Origin of the sequence: Aetokthonos hydrillicola CCALA 1050 (assembly GCF_017591665.1) — a bacterium.
In the GTDB taxonomy this organism is placed as follows: Bacteria; Cyanobacteriota; Cyanobacteriia; order Cyanobacteriales; family Nostocaceae; genus Aetokthonos; species Aetokthonos hydrillicola.
This window is the reverse complement of sequence record NZ_JAAKGC010000003.1, coordinates 150,361-170,214: the sequence shown is the minus strand read 5'-3', so window position 1 is coordinate 170,214 and position 19,854 is coordinate 150,361. Positions and strand designations below refer to the sequence as shown.

13 protein-coding genes are annotated in these 19,854 nt (G+C 38.1%); 5 read left to right on the top strand and 8 right to left on the bottom strand.

Going from position 1 to position 19,854, the window contains the following annotated elements; genetic code table 11:
- Positions 1 to 484 precede the first annotated feature (484 nt).
- The gene (locus G4P69_RS02825) at positions 485 to 2,275 is read left to right on the top strand and encodes a serine/threonine-protein kinase (RefSeq protein ID WP_208345012.1); all 1,791 of its coding nucleotides are present in this window, start codon (positions 485 to 487) and stop codon (positions 2,273 to 2,275) included.
- Positions 2,276 to 2,376: 101 nt separating this feature from the next.
- Here the strand turns inward: G4P69_RS02825 and G4P69_RS02820 are convergent, their stop codons facing one another.
- The gene (locus G4P69_RS02820) at positions 2,377 to 4,467 is read right to left on the bottom strand and encodes a serine/threonine-protein kinase (RefSeq protein WP_208348278.1); all 2,091 of its coding nucleotides are present in this window, start codon (positions 4,465 to 4,467) and stop codon (positions 2,377 to 2,379) included.
- Positions 4,468 to 4,627: 160 nt separating this feature from the next.
- Here G4P69_RS02820 and G4P69_RS02815 point away from each other — a divergent pair, with 160 nt between their 5' ends.
- The 3 genes from G4P69_RS02815 (at position 4,628) to G4P69_RS02805 (ending at position 7,876) form a co-directional block, all read left to right on the top strand.
- A complete protein-coding gene (locus tag G4P69_RS02815) occupies positions 4,628 to 5,329 on the top strand; it encodes a rhomboid family intramembrane serine protease (RefSeq protein ID WP_208345935.1) in 702 nt (233 codons plus the stop codon).
- 779 nt (positions 5,330 to 6,108) lie between these two features.
- Entirely contained in the window at positions 6,109 to 6,669 is a 561-nt protein-coding gene (locus G4P69_RS02810; protein WP_208348270.1) for a ferric reductase-like transmembrane domain-containing protein, read from the top strand.
- An 82-nt stretch (positions 6,670 to 6,751) separates the two neighbouring features.
- Positions 6,752 to 7,876: a WD40 repeat domain-containing protein gene (locus tag G4P69_RS02805; protein ID WP_208348259.1), complete on the top strand. Its 1,125-nt coding sequence runs from the start codon at positions 6,752 to 6,754 to the stop codon at positions 7,874 to 7,876.
- 136 nt (positions 7,877 to 8,012) lie between these two features.
- Here G4P69_RS02805 and G4P69_RS02800 read toward each other — a convergent pair whose 3' ends face one another.
- The gene (locus G4P69_RS02800) at positions 8,013 to 8,750 is read right to left on the bottom strand and encodes an FHA domain-containing protein (protein WP_243902867.1); all 738 of its coding nucleotides are present in this window, start codon (positions 8,748 to 8,750) and stop codon (positions 8,013 to 8,015) included.
- A 189-nt stretch (positions 8,751 to 8,939) separates the two neighbouring features.
- On the bottom strand, positions 8,940 to 10,124 hold the full coding sequence (locus tag G4P69_RS02795) for a DNA double-strand break repair nuclease NurA (protein ID WP_208348250.1): 1,185 nt from the start codon (positions 10,122 to 10,124) through the stop codon (positions 8,940 to 8,942).
- Between the two features lie 304 nt (positions 10,125 to 10,428).
- Here G4P69_RS02795 and G4P69_RS02790 point away from each other — a divergent pair, with 304 nt between their 5' ends.
- Positions 10,429 to 11,568 carry a response regulator gene (locus tag G4P69_RS02790; protein WP_243902866.1) on the top strand — a complete coding sequence of 380 codons (1,140 nt, stop codon included), beginning with the start codon at positions 10,429 to 10,431 and terminating at the stop codon, positions 11,566 to 11,568.
- A gap of 17 nt (positions 11,569 to 11,585) precedes the next feature.
- Here G4P69_RS02790 and G4P69_RS02785 read toward each other — a convergent pair whose 3' ends face one another.
- The 5 genes from G4P69_RS02785 to G4P69_RS40190 all read right to left on the bottom strand — a co-directional run bounded on the left by G4P69_RS02785 (position 11,586) and on the right by G4P69_RS40190 (position 19,613).
- Positions 11,586 to 12,596: a chemotaxis protein CheW gene (locus G4P69_RS02785; protein WP_208348248.1), complete on the bottom strand. Its 1,011-nt coding sequence runs from the start codon at positions 12,594 to 12,596 to the stop codon at positions 11,586 to 11,588.
- A 177-nt stretch (positions 12,597 to 12,773) separates the two neighbouring features.
- Positions 12,774 to 13,646, bottom strand: a complete 873-nt coding sequence (locus G4P69_RS02780; protein ID WP_208346408.1) for a CheR family methyltransferase — start codon at positions 13,644 to 13,646, stop codon at positions 12,774 to 12,776.
- Between the two features lie 29 nt (positions 13,647 to 13,675).
- Complete coding sequence (gene cheB / locus G4P69_RS02775) at positions 13,676 to 14,776, bottom strand: chemotaxis-specific protein-glutamate methyltransferase CheB (protein WP_208348246.1); 1,101 nt, start codon at positions 14,774 to 14,776, stop codon at positions 13,676 to 13,678.
- A 108-nt stretch (positions 14,777 to 14,884) separates the two neighbouring features.
- Positions 14,885 to 17,932 carry an Hpt domain-containing protein gene (locus tag G4P69_RS02770; protein ID WP_208348244.1) on the bottom strand — a complete coding sequence of 1,016 codons (3,048 nt, stop codon included), beginning with the start codon at positions 17,930 to 17,932 and terminating at the stop codon, positions 14,885 to 14,887.
- 313 nt (positions 17,933 to 18,245) lie between these two features.
- Positions 18,246 to 19,613 carry a methyl-accepting chemotaxis protein gene (locus G4P69_RS40190; protein ID WP_310833718.1) on the bottom strand — a complete coding sequence of 456 codons (1,368 nt, stop codon included), beginning with the start codon at positions 19,611 to 19,613 and terminating at the stop codon, positions 18,246 to 18,248.
- Between the last annotated feature and the right edge of the window lie 241 nt (positions 19,614 to 19,854).

The following is a 19,854-nucleotide window of genomic DNA, read 5'->3' as shown; positions in this document are numbered from 1 at the left end:
GCAGGCACAATATTATATTTTGCAAATTTGGTAAACAAGTTATATAAGCTGTATCTATGCAAAGCCTTGAAAGCCGTTAATTGAAGTAGAGATTGTACGGCAAGGGTATGAGCCATTAAGAGGAAGTTCCCAATGCCCCATGCCCAATGCCCCATGCCCCATGCCCCATGCCCTATTTTAAGTTTTCTAACAAAAATTTTATTAGGTAAAGCTTGCAAATCGTGAAAAACGATACGTCCTTAATGCTACAGTATATAGGTTGAACACATTAACAGTTTCGGGAATAATTAATACTTTATGCTAATCTTATATACCAAGTGCTGAAATTTGACAAATCTACCTCAAAAAAACAGTAAAACTAACTATAAAAAAAGCTGCTTCACAAAGAAGAAGCAACAGCTTGTTTGAGTGAACCGCAAACGATTGCGGAAACAGGGGGGCACTATCGCAAACGTAATATAGATAGTAACCAAGTAATCAGCCAATGACCCATAACATGATCGGTAAAGTACTACAAGGACGTTACCAAATTGTCCAAATCCTGGGCACAGGGGTGTTTGGGCAAACATACATTGCGGTAGATATTGAGACTCCGGAGAGCTATAAGTGTGTTGTCAAACAGCTTAAAGTTACCAGTTCCCAACCCAGTTACTTACAAACCTTACGTTTAAACTTTCTGAGTGAAACTCAAACTCTAAAGTACTTGGGCCATCACAAGCAAATTCCTGAGTTAATCGACTGCTTTGAAGAGAACGAACGGTTTTACTTAGTACAAGAATTTATTGAAGGACATGGGCTGACCGCAGAACTACCAACAAAAGACAACTCAGACTATTTGTGGACTGAGAACGAGGTTGTTGAATTTTTACGAGATGTCTTAGGAATTCTCAAGTTCGTTCATTCGCAAGGTGTTATCCATTGTGATGTCAAACCAGAAAACCTGATTAGACGTGCTGATGATGGTAGGTTAGTTCTGATCGACTTTGGTTCAATTCAACCTGTTGATTTTCAGTCACAAGAGGAAGAAGAGGTATTGCCTATTTATCGGATTCCTGTGACTTCATTAGGATATATACCTCCTGAACAGTTTATTGGACAGACTCAGCCGAATAGTGATATTTATGCTTTGGGCATGATTGCGATCCAGGCATTAACAGGATCAGCGCCATTGCAATTAAAAGTAGAGCCTCATTCCAATCAGATTCTGTGGCGTTCTTCTAACACACCAGTGAGCGACTATTTAGCTGCTATTCTCAGTCAAATGGTGTGTTACAACTCTGAAGACCGCTTCCAATCGGCTAGTGAAGTACTGAAAGCACTTCAAGAAATGCCAATGGAAAGGGAAAAACTACAAACATTAGAAGCAAACTATACCACTTTCATCGAATCAGGGCGAGAAAATCAGTACGAAGGAGAGTCAGCCACTAAATCACCCCTACTAACAGGGATGAAAGTCGGTTTAGCTGCTAATTCTTTAGTCGTGGGATTAGGAGTGTATTCTTTAGTTAATAATGCTCCAGCATACTCGGAAACACAGACTTTATATAAAGCAACAGAAGAGTTTCAAGCAGGTGATTTTGAGGGAGCGGTTGCTCTAGCTAAATCGATTCCTGTAACGAGTAATGTTTATCCAGATGCACAAAACACCATTGAAGATTGGCAAAATCAATGGCGAACTGCTGCCCATCAATACCAAATAGCAGAAAAAGCTTTTAATGAAGGTAGATGGTCAGATGTGCTCAAAGCGGCTATTGCAGTTCCGGATATTTTGTATTGGCAATCGAAAGTCTCTCATTTAGTTAAGCATGCGCAAGTCAAAGTTGAAATAACAACACAAGATTTGTTGGCTAAGGCTTATGAAAAGGCTTCAACAAGAGATTTTACTGAGGCTATAGAATATCTGCGCCAAGTTCCTGAAGAAACTTCTGTTAGCAAAGTAGTTAAGCAAAAATTAGCTGAGTATAACGAAAAGCAACGTGTTAGAGCAGGATATTTTTTACAAAAAGCTTATAACACGGCAGGAGAGGGTGATTTTGAGACTGCTATACAATTTCTCCAGCAGGTTCCAAAAGGTACTTCTATCTACGAAACTGCTCAAGCCAAAATTATTGAGTACACTAATAAGCACCGCAAGCAAAACGAAGCTCCAAAAATGGCTTCTGTACACACAGGTGTTCCTGTGCAAAGAACTATAGAACCGTCTCTTGATAAGACTTCTTTAATCAATGTAAATTTTCAGCTTGGAAATGAACTCCAAGAAGTCAACATTAGATAGTTATTGACAATGAGTTTATTTAATCAATAATTCGTAATTCCATGAGAATTACGAATTATTTCTGCTTGTAGGCTGTACATCCCTATTTTTACTTTATTGTTCTATGGGAGAATATTTGGTAATGGTGGCTGGTTCTTAGTTAAGTCTTGTTGTGCTTGATTACGAGCAGAAATCGCAGGTTGGTAATTCGGCTTGATTTTAATGCATTTGTCGTAAGATGCGATCGCCTCTGGATACTTTTTCAAATTCAAGTAGGCATTCCCTCGGCTGTACCAAGCTTCGTAGTTATCTGGTTTGTAATGAATCGCTTTATTATAAGACGCGATCGCATCCTGATACTTTTGCAAATTAAATAAAGAATTTCCGCGATTATACCACACTTGATAATCATTTCGTTGCAATTCAAGGGCTTTATTATAAGATTCAACTGCTTCTTGATAGTGTTGGAGTTGATGAAGCGCCCAACCACGAGCAGACCATGCTTTATTGTTCTTTGGGCTGTACTTAACTACTTCATCAAAAGATTGTACTGCCTCTGGATATCTTTGTAAATTCAGGAGTACATTCCCTCGCGATAACCAGGCTTGATAATAACTAGGTTTGTATTGTACTGTTTTATCATAAGAAGTAAATGCATCTTGGTAGCGTTGTAAATTAAATAGTGCATTACCTCGGTTATACCAAGCTTGATCGTAATCTGGTTTAAACTCAACTGCTTTATCGTAGGCTTCTACTGCCTTATCATATTGTTTTAAGTTATTTAGTGCTTTACCCTTATTATACCAAGCTTCATAATAGTCTGGCTTGAACTCAATTGCTTTATCATAAGATTGAATAGCTTGAGCATATTGATTTAAATGACTCAAAGCCTCGCCTTTTGCGTTCCAGACTTCTGGATTTTTATTTTGTAACTGCAAAGTTTTTTCAAACGAAGCTATTGCTTCTTGATATCTTTGCAATTTATTCAAGACAAAACCGCGCCCACTCCAAGATTCTAAATAATTTGGCTGAATTTGAATTGCTTTATCGTAGGCTGCAAGAGCTTCTTTATATTCTTTTAATTCAGATAGTACTTTGCCTTGCCCATTCCATGCTTGAGCATAATTGGGCTGAATTTCAACTGCTTTTTCGTAATTATTCAAAGCATCTTTGTAACGCTGCAAATCATAAAGTGTATTAGCTTGCTTGTACAACTCAGTAGCATTAGCAGAATTGATTGCATGATGGGCGTATATAGAAGCTGCTATACCTATTCCGATTAAAGTTGCCCCTGTTATTCCTTTTATTAAAAAACCTTTGCGAGGTTTTGGAGGTTGGATAATACTTTGTTTTGGAGAGGGAGGAAGTAATGCTATAGTTTGAGGATTAGGAGTATTTAAATTTTTAAGCGCTTGGAGTGCAGCTGCTGCTGAAGGATATCTCTGACGAAAGTCATATAGCACCATTTTATCTAAAATTTCGGAGAAATCTTCATTAACTGAAGCGTGTTTGTGCCATATAATTTCATTAGTTTCTGGATCTTTTTCTAGTTGGTCAGGTGATAAACCAGTTAAAGCTTGAATGCCAATGATTCCTACAGCATAAATATCACTACTAAACTTTGGTTCACCCTGAGCTTGTTCACTAGGTATATATCCTGGAGTACCTATAGCAACCGTGAATTTTGTTTGCCCAGCAGGAGTCACTACCTGAGTCGTGATTTGTTTAACTGCGCCAAAGTCGATTAAAAATAATTTGCCATCGTGCTTATTTCTGAGTATGTTGCATGGATTGACATCGCGGTGAATGACTTTTTGCTCATGAACAAACTGTAATATTTCGAGAATTTCTTGTAAAAGCGAAATCACCTCTTGTTGATCTAGCTGTTTGCCTGGTACAATCTCTTGGCTGAGGTCGTTACCTTCAATAAATTCTTGTACGAGATAAAATTCTTCGTTTTCCTCAAAGTAAGCTAAAAGTTGAGGAATGTGTTCATGATTGCCTAATTGATACAAAACTTGAGCCTCAGTATCAAATAAACGTCGAGCTGTTTGTAGAGTCACAGGATCGCTTGCTTGAGGCTTGAGTTTTTTGACAGCGCATTGAGGGGAACCAGGTAGTAGTGTATCACAAGCAACAAAAGTTTCACCAAATCCCCCTCCTCCCAAATGGCTAATAATTTGGTATCGTCCAACAAGTTTGTTTCTTAGCATTTGGTTTGCCTAGTGTATTGCGCTACGATCTGATATCGATCTTGCCACATGTCAGGGAGTAGCCCCTCTGGGGAAGTCACTCATTCAAAAGTCAAAAGTTGGGGAGCAGAGGTTTTAATACCCATTGCCCCATGCCCCATGCCCCATGCCCATTTCTCCAATGATTCCTATTAGCGACAACATTCTTAACTCCAGAAAGCCGATCGTGATTTACTGGCTGATCGGCGTTAATATTTCTTTATTTTTTTTGGAAATAAAATTGGCACTTGGGGATCAATTAGGAGATGCTATAACGAGTTGGGGCTTAATTCCATCAGCTTTTAGTGCGGCGATCGCCAACGCGCTATCAGGGAATCCATCTGCTTGGATATTTGTGTTGATGCATTCGGCTTCACTAGTGATAGGGATATTTCTCCACAGTAGTTTTAGCCAAATCTTGGGTAATTTGATATTTTTGCTGGTTTTTGGCAAAACTCTTGAAAATATTATCGGTCGTAGTCGATTTTTAGGATTTTACTTAGTTTCTGGCGTTCTTACTAGCTTTGTACAAATTCTGATTGACCCAAACTCGACAACACCCGTAATTGGAGGAAATGGGGTAATCGCATCTATATTAGGGGCTTACGTTTTAAAGTTTCCAAAAAGGAAAATTGACACAATTGTACCTCTAGTGATATTATTTATCCCTTTAGACATACCAGCTTTTGTTTATGTATTTTGGTGGTTTGTACAACAGATGTTCTACGGTATCGGCAGTTTAAACATTCCCTACGCAGCGAACCAAAGTTTTAGTAGCTACTTGGCTCAGTTTGTGGGATTATTGTTCGGTGCATCATTTATGCGCTTACTGAAACAGAAGTGAAGCTTCTTGTATAAAGAATAACTCATATTAATGACGCAAAATAACCTCTCTATCAAAAGCAGAAATCTTAAAGAATGAAGCAGAATTCAGAAATTAGAATTCAGTTGCGAACTTTTTGGAAATATAGATCAAAGCTAAATATAGTTGATGATTTCCATTTAAATAGAATTGCAATACTATTGTAAAAATTATCTTGAGTGAAACCAAGTAACAACTATATGTATCATTCATGAATGATACGAAAATACAAACAGCAGGCTTTTTTGTAGCAAGAGTTATTAGGATAGGACATACTTATTCAACATCTAACTTTGATTATTCAGTAGATTTACCATTGACTGAAAAAATTTTAGAAGTATGTTAGATGTAAAACCGGCAATAAAAATTTTAGGCTTTATAAATTTGTTGTTCCATGGTTAAATCTTTACTATGAACGCAGTTAATTTCTGCTCAAAGTAATCTTGGTGTCATCTATCAGATAAACAGAGGAAGCCTTAAAACAGTGAACAGTGAACAGTAAACAGTTATCAGGAATCAAGGCGCTGATATCAGTCAACAGTAAACAGTTATCAAGAATCAAGGCGTATGGTGCGGTGATAAGTGATAAATGAATAACTGTTAAAACTGTGCTTCGCCAAAGATAAACAGATTATTCTTGCTGATAACTGATAACTGATAACTGATAACTGTTAAAGTGTGTCTCTCATTGTTGGTCAGGGTAAGCTCGCTCTGTTTAACCAAATAATCTATATCTGATAAGTGAAAATGGGAGATTTGTCATGGAAGTAATGGATAAGCCAATAGTCGGTAGCATTTTGGGACTGATATCCTTACTTTTTTATATTGTAACATTGCTGCCTACAATACTAAGAGTTGTTTTCCCCGAGTCAAAAGAGACTGGCATACCTAAATTATTGCTCAAACATCGTCGGGGTGTTGGTATTTTGGCTTTTTTGTTTGCTGTAGGACATGCTTATATATATTTCAACAAAAGAAATTTAGATTTTTTTGACCCTAAAACATTTTGGGTTTATGTACATGGAGGCGGCACTTTCATAATTTTTACACTCCTAGCTATTACCTCTAATGATTGGAGCATCAAGAAACTTAAGAAAAACTGGAAGCAATTACACCAACTGACATACCCTGCTATGTTTCTTGTCGCGTGGCACATATGGGGTAAAATGTTAGGTCATTGGTCGTTTTTAACACCTATTGGAGTATTATGTAGCACAGCAATAATAGTTTTGTACTGCTTCAGACTATGGACTGAACATCAAGCTAAACAGGCTAAACAGGATAAGCAACAAAATACCAAGAAAAAAGCATCCAAAGTGTAATTAATTCAGTAAAAAGCTATCTTAAATCAGGGTATTTACAACATCTGCCTAATAGATTCTGCATGCAGGAGTTTCTTCGATTATGAAGGCGTCAAAGATATTTTCTCCCAAAGTTTCAGCAGTGTTGGCAATATCTACAATAGTAACTGCCCTTGGATTTGGCTGGTCTCAAAAGGTTTCACAAACAAAGATAGCGTCATCACCACTCTCTATGCTGGTTAAGCATCCAACTATACCTGTTAAAGGTATGACCCTCAACGGACACTCCACATGGATTTATGCGATCGCTATTAGTCCAGATGGCAATGTTTTAGCTAGTGGTGGTTTTAACGGGACGATCAAAATTTGGAATATCGATCCAAAGACTAAAACCCCATACTATGGCAAATCGTATTACACCCTCAACGGTCATACGGATGCAGTTCAAACCCTAGCCATTAGTCCGACTGGGCATACTCTCGTCAGTGGTAGTTGGGATCAGACGATTAAGGTGTGGGATTTAGACAGTGGCAAATTGATTCGCACTCTCTCAGGACACAGCGATGATGTTGAATCTGTTGCAATTAGCCCAGATGGAAAAACCTTAGCCAGTGGCAGCTGGGATAGGACAATAAAGTTGTGGGATTTGCAAACTGGGAACTTGATCCGCACTTTGAAAGTTAAAAATCCTGTCAGATCAGTTGCTTTTAATCCAGATGGACAGTCTCTAGCCAGCGGCTCTGAAGACGGAGAAATGATGATTTGGCAAATGGGGTCTAAAGATTTAACCCCAGGCTACGGTAAGTTGAAAACTCCTCTAGCAGCACATAAAAGTTCAATTTGGTCTGTGGCTTTCAGTCCTGATGGGGAAAAAATAGCAACTGCCAGTTATGATGGAACGGTTAAATTGTGGAACTCTCAGACTGCGCAGCTACTGCGTACTTTTGCAGGACATAAGAATGCAGTATGGTCTGTTGCCTTTAGCCCAGATGGAAAACAAATTGCCACGGGCAGTTATGACCAAACTGTTAAATTGTGGGATTCGCGCACTGGAGATTTGTTAAATACGCTGACGGGGCATACCAAAACCGTTTGGTCTGTTGCTTTCAATCCCTATGGTAATACCCTTGCTAGCGGAAGTTCAGATGAAACTATTAAAATTTGGCAAGTGCCTTATGAAGTAACCTGTGCTGGGCCTAACTTGAATTCTTGCATGCGCGGACGGTAATGCTAATTAATTTTTTCTTTAGCACAGCAGCGTAGGTTCAATTAACATGGTTATAGACCTCACTATTTGTGTGTGGTTGTGTGTTTTAGAACTTAGTTGTATGGTCAGGGGATAAAACCCTTGACCTGTTTTCTTTTCAATTTTTGAATGAGTCTTTAAGCGATTGCAAGCTGAAATTCCAAATTTTCCCGGAAGTAAACAGCTGATACCCAGATACAAATAAAGCAGATGATACCAGAAGAGTTAAAAGAGACACTGAGGCGAAGATATTAGCAGTAAACATCATTGTTACAATTCCCAGTGCAATCAAAATCCATCCCAAACTACGGTACGTACGACGAATTAAAACTATGACACCGGCAAAACACAGCACAACTCCTGGAATACGTACAAAAAGACCAACGTTGGTGTTCGCGGTTAAAATTACGATTCCTGCGACCATTAAAACCAAGCCTACAAGCTTGCTTGAACGATCTGCTTGAGGTTGTGTGCTATTGTGAGAAGTTTCCGCCTGAGTCACTATGGAATTTAAAACAGGAGAACCATTTTGTCTCTGTTGAAAGATAAATGCGACTTTTGCTTCTTTACCTAGATCAATTCTATCTCCTAACTCTATAGGGTATCGCTTGTTTGGCTCTAGTCTTGTATTGTTAAGAAATGTTCCGTTAGCGCTTCCTAAATCTGCCAGATAGTAAGTACTTGCTTCTAGAACAATTTCCGCATGAATCCGAGAAACCACATCAGTATCGGGCAAATTTGAAACATCAATATCTGGTGGTATCTGCTCATTCAGCTTACCAATACGAATCACAGCAAGATCCGGTGGTAATTCAAAGCATGTATTTGTTTGAACATGAACAAGCTCTAAACTCATGTGTTTTGGGGCATGGGGCATGGGGCATGGGGCATTGGGAATAGTAAATTAAGATGTATGTAATTAATTCGAGCTAAGTACTCAGTAGTGACTTGTTAACAGTTATTATTCTACTCTGCTCCACCTGCTCAAGAGCTCCTCTGCATCCCTATGCCCGTTGCCCTATGCCCCATGCCCCATGCCCCGCCCCTACGCAATACTCCCCCGCTTTCTAGCTTCTTTATAAGAAGTTCCTACATTTTTCAAGCCTGCTTTGATCATTTGCCGTTCTAGAAGGGCAAAGAAACTTGCTTTATCTCCACCACGAACAACTGCTTGATTATGGGCTTCAGCGATCGCGACTGGATACCCCTGTCCTTTTTGTACTTGTGCTAGCATAAGCCCCAATGCCTGGTCAAATAATTTCGTATCTTCCGCTACCCATGAAGGAATTTCTATTCGAGCAATTTCTGAGCCAACATGGACATAACAAAAGTAAATGTGTTGGTCTTGATACAACTCAAGAATACGTGCGTTGCTTCGCCAGAGGGCGCTTCTTTGTCCTGGTTGGAGTTGGGTTGACCAAACAACACTATCACGCAAAGGCTCCAAGACTTTGCAAGGCAATTTCTCTTGTTGGTTAGAGCAATAACTTACACAATCAGGTACTATGTGAGGACACGCAAAAAGACGCAAAAAGCTCATTCCTTCCGTACTGCGAGATGCGCTGATATAACCCATGAGGGGGATTTGTGCTTGACGTAATTGTTGCCAAGCTTGTAAAACAGGAGGTAAGATGCGATCGCGTGCTTCAAAAGGCAGTTGCTCTAAGAACCAGTAAATGAGTGAGCCATCTACCATAGCTAAGTAAGGTACTGTTGTGGAATTTCCCTTTACACCACAAGCAAGTTCTGCTAACACCGTTGCCTCACTAGCTGTACGGCAATAACCTATCCAGTCTTCAGTGCGAATACCCCATTGACGCGAGAGATATAAATCTTCTGAGCGGTAAAATATTTCTGGTAAACTATCGAGCAAGGGTTGACGATTTTGCCCATAGTGCAAGACAACCCTGCCAATATTTAGGAGATAGCAGTAAGCAATTTCGTGATGACTAGGAGAAATTTGAGAACCATCAGTTGCAATGACAGTGTGAATTTTTGGTGGAATAGGAATATCAATACAGGTATTAAGTGGTTCTAAAGGGGTTGCATTAGCAAAAAGGATGCGATCTCGCCATTTCTCTTGTCGCTGAACCAAATCTTGCTGAGACTCAAGCGCACCTTGGAGATGTCTTTGTGCTAATTCTAAACGTTGGCGGCTAGCAGTAGCTTCCTTCGTCAGATGTTGACTTAAACCCTGCATTTGTCCTGTAAGTTTGGTAAAGTCAAGCATAGGATTTTTGATTTTGAAGTTTATTATAAGTAAATCTAAAAGATTATTTTTGCTTTTGGTTGCTCTCAACCCTGAAAATAGAGACCATGATAATAGGCTGCGACATAGCTATCGTTTTATATGTTGTAACCTACATTTACAATACTACATTTATTCTTCTTTACAAGAACAAATTGCAAAATGATATAAACCTAATAGGTAAAGCTTCAAGCTAAAATCTGAGAACCTACACCTAGTTGTAAGTTATAGAATATTGCATTATCCCATTACTAAGTTTGAAAAATACTAGTTTACAATGACACGAATGACAGTAATAAGTCTGGCTGAAGAATTAGATAATTTAAGTAAATATAGCGATGGAGAGCTAATACTGCGAAATGATCACGTTGTTTGGAATCTTTACCTTGTTCGTAGTCAATTGCTTTATGCAATAAATGAGGTTCATCGGCTAAGGCGGTGGGATAGAGTTTTAACGCAACATTGCCCCAAATGGAATTGGCGGACAGTGTTATGTGAGTTGCTGGATAATGAACTCTGGGAATGTCAGCTCCTTGAGCATGGACTGAGTGAAAAACAACTAAGCTTAGTCCAAGCCAACTCAATAATCCGTAACATTGCTCAAGAGTGTTTGTTTGATCTTAATACTCACACAGATTTAAAAAGTGAATGGAAACCTAGCCAAAAAGCAGTGTCAACTTACTGTAGAGTAGTATCCTTATCTCACCAAGGAATACAATCTGTGCTGACTAAAGTAAGACATTTACAAGAAAAATGGCGTTCATCTGGCGCAGCGCAGTTGTGTCCTAACTTGTCTCCTATTTTACAAGAAGAGAGGAATTCTCAACCACTCCCAATTCCCCACAAATATCTCAACGGTGAGTTCACTTTATGGGATATTGCTTGGCAAATGGAAAAATCTGTTACCGATGTGGCTTCCTCTTTAACACCTTTGCTTGACAAGCAAATATTAAAAATGGAAGAGATTCCAGATTTATCAATAAACTCCGTTAAACAATCCAAGCCAGTTTCATCAACATACTCCCTCAATGAAAACAATTTATCCACTGAATCTACACAAAAACATCCTCTTATAGCCTGTATCGATGATAGTCCGGTGTTGACTCTTGCTCTCAAAAAAATCTTGATACCAGCAGGATATCAAGTGCTGAGTATTCCTGAACCAATGCGAGGGTTCAGCCAGTTGATAGAACACAAGCCTGATTTAATCTTACTAGACTTACTTCTTCCAAATGCTGACGGTTATAGCGTTTGTAAATTTTTAAGAGAAACACCCGTGTTTAAAAACACACCTATTATTATCCTAACAGCTCAAAATACTCCTATTGACCGTGCTCGAGCTCAGATAATTGGTGCAACTGAGTTTTTAGGTAAGCCTCCACAGAGGGAAGAAGTACTACAATTGATTCAAAAATATCTTAGGTAAGCAAGAACGACAACCAATCAAACAACCTGATCAACAATAAACCCACTATTCTGGAAAATTTGTGAGAGATTTAAAATATTCATTATTCCTTGACGGTAGAAAATTTTTCCTTCACAATAATTATTATTAACAGTATCTATGGGTGTTATCTCCTGTGGGTTTATAAAAAACATCACATCACAAACGTCTTCTACCACTATACCAGCAACTATATCTTCTACCTGCACAACCATTGCCTTAGAACTCTTAGATATATTTATTATCGGCAAATTGAATAATGGCCGAATATCAACTAAAGTAAGAATTTCCCCTCGTAAGTTCATGTTTCCAACGATATGGCGTGGACAGCAGGGAATGGGAGTGATTTGGTAGATGTTAGTAAATTCCCGCACCCATTTTAAGTTAATCCCAAAAAAATTATCATTTAAAGAAAATACCGTTAATGATTGAAAATTCTTTAAATCCTGTGTTTTGTTTAAAAGCTTTAAGTCCTCGGAGCGTTCCCGAAAAATAGCTTTCTCCTCTAAGGTAGCATTTGGACAAAACACATCACCATTTTCTTGAAATTCAGAAGACTTAAACTGTTCAAGTTCTGCGTATGGTAACCAATTTTCTGGAGAAGCAACAATTAAAATATCTTCTTCATGTCTAACAATACCAGCAATGATATCCTTTTCTTTGGCTCCTGATAATTGTTGGTTATAAGGAACTTCAGTGATGATTTCATCAGAAGATATACTTTTTACGTCATAAGTTTTATTAACAATAATCCCCACTCGTAATTCTTCGCACTTCAAAATCATCAAACTATCTGTCAAGGAATAATTATGTCTTGGATAATCAAACAAAAGATTAAGATCAATGACTGGTAAAATATCTCCTCGGAGATTCACACTACCAATGATACAATGAGACGATTTCTCTCTTAACACAAGCTCAGGTAAAGCCAAAGCTTCTTCGACATAAACTGTATTAATGCCGTATGTTTGATCATTGAGACTAAAGGTTAAATATGACATTTTTTTCATTTTTTCTTCTAAATTCTATTAAGAGGGAGCAGGGGGCAGGGGGCAGGGGGAGCTCTTGAGGCAGGGGAGGCAGGGGAGGCAGGGGGAGCAGGGGGAATACAGTGGAATAATAATTGTTAATAACTTACAATTCAGTTTCCTACACCCCACACCCCACACCCTACCCCCTCTGAAGCTTTATCCCCAATCTCCAATTCCCTGTTCCGTTTTCCTTTGATAAACCAGTGATTCTGGAAATACTTTTATTTCAAATTCGCTTAGATTTTGATTAAAAAGTTCATTATGACCTGTCATAAGATATCCTAATGGTTGCAGAGTATAGTAAAATTTACTCAAAACTTTGGCGATTGCTGAATCCTCAAAGTAGATAAAAACATTACGACAAATAATTAAATCAATATCTATTAGTTGATAATTTGAATGAGGAAGTGGATCTTTAATTAAGTTGAAGCATAAAAATTTTACCATTTGCCTAATGTGTCGTCGAAGAAAATATTGGCTTTGAATTTGCAGAAAATATTTTTTCATTAATTCCATATTAGTTTTTCTAAATGACCACGAAGTATAAACTCCTGTTTGAGCTTTTTGTAATGCTACTGGGTTAATGTCAAGACCAAAAATATTACACTTCCATTGATGAAAATCAGGAATTATTTCTTTAAGAAGGATAGCGAGAGAATAAGGTTCTTCTCCAGATGAGCATCCTGCACTACAAATACGAATTGTCTTGTGTTTGTAATTGCGTTGAATTATTTCTGGTAAAATATGTTTTTTCAAAACCTCAAATTGACCTAGATCTCGAAAAAAATAACTATCAGTATTCGTCAGTAAAACTACTAAATTCCTCCATTCTCTAAGGCTAAGTGTTGTAGAAGATTGTAAAATTTCATAGTAGTTTTCAGGTAGAGAAATATTGAGATGTTTCATTCTTGAAAAAATTTTTTCTGTCAAAGTAGCTTGGTCTCTATCTCTAATTGTTATTCCAGTATATTTACTGATTAATTGAGTAAAAGCTTGTCTTATCTCTACGCTGAATTCTATATTTTGCACTTAAATCTCCTGATGATCTTCTGTAATTTTCAAAGCTTAATATTTGTAGACAATTTACTATCAATATCTTGTGATAATTTATTTGGAAATAACGTTAGTAGCGTTGGGGCGATCGCCTCAATTGGTAAGACTCGTTTTACAGATCCTAATTTAATTGCTTCTTGAGGCATACCAAATACTACAGAAGTAGCTTCATCTTGAGCAAAAGTCAACCCACCGGCTTTGGATATTGCAAGCATTCCTTCTGCTCCATCTCTACCCATACCTGTTAACAATATACCTACTGTTGCTTTGCCGTAAAATTTTGCGACAGATTCAAATGTGACTGTTACAGAAGGGCAATGACCTAATACAGGTGGTGCATTAGAATAGATAAATCGACCATAATTATCCAATTCTAAATGTTGCTTTTCAGCAGGAAAATAAATTCTTCCTGCTTTTGGGATATCTCCTGGTTGAGGAATTTCAATTGGCAATTTACAAATATTAGCTAACCAGTCTATTAGACCTTGTAAAAAACCAGGATAAATATGCTGTACACAAATAATTGGCACAGGTAAATCTGACGGTAACTTACTGAATAATTCCTGTAGAGCTTGAGGTCCACCAGTAGATGCACCAATCACTACTACTTTTATAGTTGGGTATATCGGAGAGGAAAAACGAGAAATATCTTCTTTTTTTATAACTTTTGATGTAGACAAAATTTTCTGTTTTTTTGTTAAAACTTTTACGCCAGATAAAATTTTAATCTTATTAATTAACTCTTTTTTTAGGATTTCATTATCTATAGTTAAGCCTGCTGTCGGCTTAGGTAAAATATCTACCGCACCTGCATCTAAAAGTTGAAAAATATTATCAGCATCGTCTTTCTGGACTGAGATGCTAATGACTAAAATAGGTCGAGGATAAAGAGCCATTACTTCACTAATAAACTTTAGCCCATTCATTTTAGGCATATGAAAATCTGTACATATGACATCTGGTTGAACTTTTGGAATGAGCGATAAAGCCTCTAGTCCATTACAAGCTTCTCCCACAACTTCAATTTGGGATGATGATTTCAGTATTCTTTTCAGAATTACTAGAGCAATTTGTGAATCTTCAACTAAAAAAACACGAATAGACATTAGCGTTAGTGAGTATTGGTTAGCGGTTAGTAGTTAGTTATTAGGGTTTAGTTGTTTTTTGGAAAATTAACACTCAGCAACTAACAATTAACCTTCGACAACTAACGATTAAACTAACTCTTCTAAGATTTCTAACAAAGCATTTTGATTAAACGTACCTTTAATTATATAAGCATTAGCCCCAACATCAGCCCCTTTTTTCTTGTCTTCATCAGATGTCAGGGTTGTGACCAAAATAATTGGTAATTTGCTGTATTCTTGATGCTGTCGGATTTTTGCTGTAAGTGCCCAACCGTCTAAGTTAGGCATTTCTATATCAGATAGAACAGCATCAAAACGACGTGTTCTTAATTTGTTATAGCCATCTAGTCCATCGACAGCAATTACCACTTCATAACCTGCTCTTTCTAAAAGCCGTTTTTCTTGAATGCGAACAGGAATGGAATCTTCTACTAAAAGAATAACAGGCTTTTTACGAACTGTTTCTTTCGGTTTAATGGAGATTAAAGATTTATCTGGTTTTTGCAGTGATTTGAGTAGATCTGAAGGGTTAAGAATCATGCAAACTTCGCCTGTGGGAAGAATAGTGGCTCCAGTGACGTTACGTACCCGTTTCAATAATTGACTTTGGGGTTTGAGTACAACCTCTTGGTTATTTAAGAGGCGATCAACAAAGAATGCACCTTGTTCTTCTCCAATTTTGACCAAAATACAAGATTGAAAATGACTATCTTCTTGCTCTACTTCTTTAGTGAATGGATAAGGATGACAGTGGGAAAATTCTAAAATATCAGCTAAGTTAGCCACAAAAATATCTTGACCATTAAAGACAATACTTGGTCTACCTTTAGAAGTAGAAATTTCTTCTTGTGAAATAAGTAAAGTTGTTTGCACAAATTCAATGGGTAAACCCAGAACAATACCTTGAACTTCTATGAGTAATGTTTTGACAACGGTTAGGGTTGTGTTAACCTGTATCCGGAAGGTAGTTCCTTGACCAAGAGTTGATTCTATGTGTATATTGCCTTTAAACTTGTCAACCTTAGTACGGACTACATCCAACCCAATACCTCTGCCAGAAATTTCTGTAATAAAAGTCCTTGTTGAAAAACCAGCAGATAAAATCAGGGAGTAAACCTGATTTGGGGTCATAGTCGCTAGTTCTTCTTCTGTATATAGTTGACGTTGAATAGCAGTTTGTTTTATCATCTCGATGTCTAGACCCTTTCCGTCATCTGCTACTTCAATTACAATATTGTTTGCAGTTTGATAGCCTCTTAGCAAAATCTTTCCGACGGGAGGTTTACCTAGTCTTTCTCGTTCAGCACAAGTTTCAATACCATGATCAATAGCATTGCGAACCATGTGCATTAAGGAGTCTTTGATTTCTTCGAGAATGTGTTTATCAGCAGTGGTTTCTCCTCCTTCAATGATTAGTTCTACTTCTTTGGATTGGAGTTTTGCTAAATCCCGCACCATGCGAGGAAAAAACTGAAACACTGTTGATAAGGGAAGAAGCCTTAAAGTATGAATTTTTTCCCTGAATTCTTCCGTGATCAGATCTAGTTTGATTCTATTTTCCTGGCTGTAAGTTAGTAGGGAGTTGATAATTTTGTCTAATCGATCTTGGTGAGGGTTGATCAGTAAAGATGAAGAACCAAGATATTGCCTTTGATTATAGAAAGCTTTCCACTCTTCCCACAGGTTTATTAGCTCTTCAATTTTTGAGGTAGTATGAGCTATGGCAATTTTGGTAACTGTTAATTCCTCGACTTGTGCCATTAAAGCATCAAGATGGCGAGTATCAACCCTGATGGTGTCAATGTGGTACGCTTCTCCAACTTCTGGAGAGGAGGAAACCCTTTGAGTAGCTTCTTCTGGAGGAGTTTCGACAGAAACCGACGAAAACCCTTGAATATCAGGGACAGAAGCAACTTCCGTCAATTGATTCAGCACTTCGGTTTGCTCAAATCCAGTTGCTTCACCAGCTAAGGCTTGTTGGATCAGCCTACTAATTGCATCCACTGCTTGAAATAAGCTATCACTTATGTCACTAGTAAGAGTTATTTGCTGACGTTTGATCCCCAAGAGAATTTCTTCCACTTGGTGAATTAGGATTTCTACAGCTTCTAGCCCAACACTTCTGGAATCCCCTTTAAGACTGTGGGCTTCTCGTAGTAAATTATCGAGAGTAGCTGTATCATTTGGATGCTTTTCTAAAAGCAGTATGCCAGCTTCCAAATTCTGCAAATGTTCACGGCTGGCAACTTTATAGGCATTCAGAAGTTCTTCATCATCTTCTAGAGTTGAGACAATTTGAGGAACTGATTTTTGCTCTGGCTGTTGCTCAGGTAAAAGGAGCGCCGTCAACTGGTTTAGAGTTTCATGAATTTCAACTTTGCTTGGTTGACCTGTCACGGCCTCGTGTACTAACATGCTAATTGCATTCAATCCTTGGAGCAGGCGATCGCACACCTCTAGGTTGAAGCTTATTTGTTTACGTTTAATACTTAACAAAATTTCTTCAACTCGCTCGCTAAAAACTACAGCAGTTTTTAGCTCCATACTTCTAGAATCTCCTTTAAGACTGTGGACTTCTCGTCGCAACTCCTCCCACAGTTCCTCATTATCAGGATTTTCTAAAAGAAGCAGTACACCAGCTTCTAGTTTCTCTAAATGTGCTTCGCTAGAAGTTTTATATAGATTCCGTAGTTCCTCGTCTTTTATAAAGGTTTCTACAAGTTCAGGAGTACTTTGCGGGTGATCTGAACCAACAACAAGTTCCATTAATTTGTCCCGAATTTCATTTGTCTCAACCCCGCTTGGTTCACCTGTCACAGCTTCTTGTACTAATAGACTGATTGCATTCAATCCTTGAAACAGGCGATCGCTCACCTCAAGAGTGAGAGAAATTTCTTGGCGTTTGATATTCAATAGGAGCTTTTCAACTTCATGGCTCAGAACTTCTATAGCTTCTAACCCAAGATTCCCTGATTCTGCTTTTAGACTATCCGCTTCCCGTAGTAACTCTTCCCACAGTGTTTCATTATACGGCGTCTCCTCTAAAAGATTTAGTAACCCAGCTTCTAGTCTGTGCAAACGTTCCTGACTTGAAATTCTATAAAGATTCCGTATCTCTTCATCTTCTATTATCATGATTAGCGATACCAATTTCTAAAAATTAGGCTATGAGGAACCCCCCAAACCAATTGGGGGGTAAAAATATAATTAACAAAAAGCAAATGGTATCAATATTATCACTGCCGATTTCAACTTGCAATCCAAGGCAGTGTATTACCAAAGAAGAATTCAGGAGTCAGGAGTCAGGAGTCAGAATCAAGTCACTACTACTACCCTGAATGCCAGACACCTGAAGTCGGCAAACCCTTTGGACAGTAGCTCATTGGGGAAACCCCCTTTCTGCGCGCTGGCTCCTCCTGACTTCTGACTTCTGGCTTCTGACTTCTTTTTACACCATTTGCTTAAGTTCTAAAGCAGCTTTGTTAAGTTGCTGAGTACCTACTCTAGTTTGACTGATCCCAACAGCAGTTTCTCTTGCGCCTTTATTAATAACATCCATTGCTTGAACAACCTGTTGTATACCATCTAGTTGCTGCTTGAGATTGAGTGAGATTTGTTGATTGTTCAAAACCACTTCGTTGACAGATTCCTCGACTCCTGTAAAAGCTTGCTCTATTTTCTGTGCGATTGCCACCACTGTCTTAACTGTTTTGGTACCTTCATCAGTTACCATTACGGTGGAACTAGTAGCATTCTGAATTTGTAAAACCAAGGTAGAAATTTTCTCAGCAGAGCGTTGGCTTTGATCGGCTAACCGCCGGATCTCATTAGCAACTATGGAAAAACCCTTTCCATGCTCACCTGCACGGGCTGCTTCCACTGCTGAATTGATTGCTAATATATCAGTCTGGTTTGCTAAATCAGAAACAAACTGGGAGATCATGCCAATTTGATTGGCTTGCTCAGAAAGATTGAGCATTTGATTGGCGATCGCTCCCACTTTGTTTTCCAGAGTAAATATCCCTTTGAGGTTGTCTTCTAACGCTTTGGTGCCATTCTCCGTCAGATTAAGTACTTTTTGTGCTGCTGCAACAGCCGCTTTTGCTTGCTCTGCTGATTGTCTGAATGAAGCTTCTAGCTCATCCATTGTGGTAGTTGTTTCATGCACTGAAGTTGCTTGCTGATTAGTTACGCTTTCTTGCTGTTCTATTGCAGCTGCAATTTGACTTGAAGATGCTGTGATCTCGCTAGCTGAGTTTTGAAGCTTGCGATTCATTCCTAAAGTGATCCACAAGCTCGATACTAATGTTGCAATTATAGATATGATAGTCCCAGAGATAACTACTAATATTAAAGAGTTTCCAGCCGCTTTGTCTTCCTCTTGTTTTTGATTTAGAACATTTATTTCTTGTGTAACAATTTGATCATGAATCTTGTCAAGCTCGCTCAACTTTAACTGGTCTGTTAATTTTGTTGCTTGATTAATTTCACCTGCCCTTACTAAATTAAACACTTCTTTAATGCCTTCTGTAAAAGCGTTCGATTTTGTTAGTAAAGTATCTAAACGCTCTTTCTGTTGAGGCTCTTGAATCAGAACTTCTAACTCTGGAGATACTTTTTGAAGAATTTGGATTCCTTTGTCAGTAGTTATTTGATAATGTTGATAGCTTTTATCTTGTGGGAAAAGAACCTGACCCCTGGCAGAGCGAAGCATCATTGATAACCCTAAAGCTAACTGATCCATCTTGATAATAATCTTTTGTGCATTTTCTACCTCTTGTTGTCGTTTTCCCTTATTGACAACATTTGAATACACAGTTACTCCTAGGATAACGAATAAGACAAGTGGTATTGAGTACCCTAGTAATATACGATTTCTAAACTTCAGATTGTTCATTTTACCTTATATATAAATAAGTCTTTATTACAAACTAAGCTTGTTCTCATTCATTTTTTTCAAAAATGAAAGCTAAGCATTAACTAATGAAATTGGGGTAGATGACCGTAATACCGCTCTTTGATTAATCAGCAGTACTGACTTAATTTTTCTCAGCTTC

Bases quoted from the DNA above. Each gene is read 5' to 3' on its own strand.
- G4P69_RS02825 (WP_208345012.1), top strand. From the start codon at position 485: ATGACCCATAACATGATCGGTAAAGTACTACAAGGACGTTACCAAATT.
- G4P69_RS02820 (WP_208348278.1), bottom strand. From the start codon at position 4,467: ATGCTAAGAAACAAACTTGTTGGACGATACCAAATTATTAGCCATTTG.
- G4P69_RS02815 (WP_208345935.1), top strand. From the start codon at position 4,628: ATGATTCCTATTAGCGACAACATTCTTAACTCCAGAAAGCCGATCGTG.
- G4P69_RS02810 (WP_208348270.1), top strand. From the start codon at position 6,109: ATGGAAGTAATGGATAAGCCAATAGTCGGTAGCATTTTGGGACTGATA.
- G4P69_RS02805 (WP_208348259.1), top strand. From the start codon at position 6,752: ATGAAGGCGTCAAAGATATTTTCTCCCAAAGTTTCAGCAGTGTTGGCA.
- G4P69_RS02800 (WP_243902867.1), bottom strand. From the start codon at position 8,750: ATGAGTTTAGAGCTTGTTCATGTTCAAACAAATACATGCTTTGAATTA.
- G4P69_RS02795 (WP_208348250.1), bottom strand. From the start codon at position 10,124: ATGCTTGACTTTACCAAACTTACAGGACAAATGCAGGGTTTAAGTCAA.
- G4P69_RS02790 (WP_243902866.1), top strand. From the start codon at position 10,429: ATGACAGTAATAAGTCTGGCTGAAGAATTAGATAATTTAAGTAAATAT.
- G4P69_RS02785 (WP_208348248.1), bottom strand. From the start codon at position 12,596: ATGAAAAAAATGTCATATTTAACCTTTAGTCTCAATGATCAAACATAC.
- cheB (WP_208348246.1), bottom strand. From the start codon at position 14,776: ATGTCTATTCGTGTTTTTTTAGTTGAAGATTCACAAATTGCTCTAGTA.
- G4P69_RS02770 (WP_208348244.1), bottom strand. From the start codon at position 17,932: ATGATAATAGAAGATGAAGAGATACGGAATCTTTATAGAATTTCAAGT.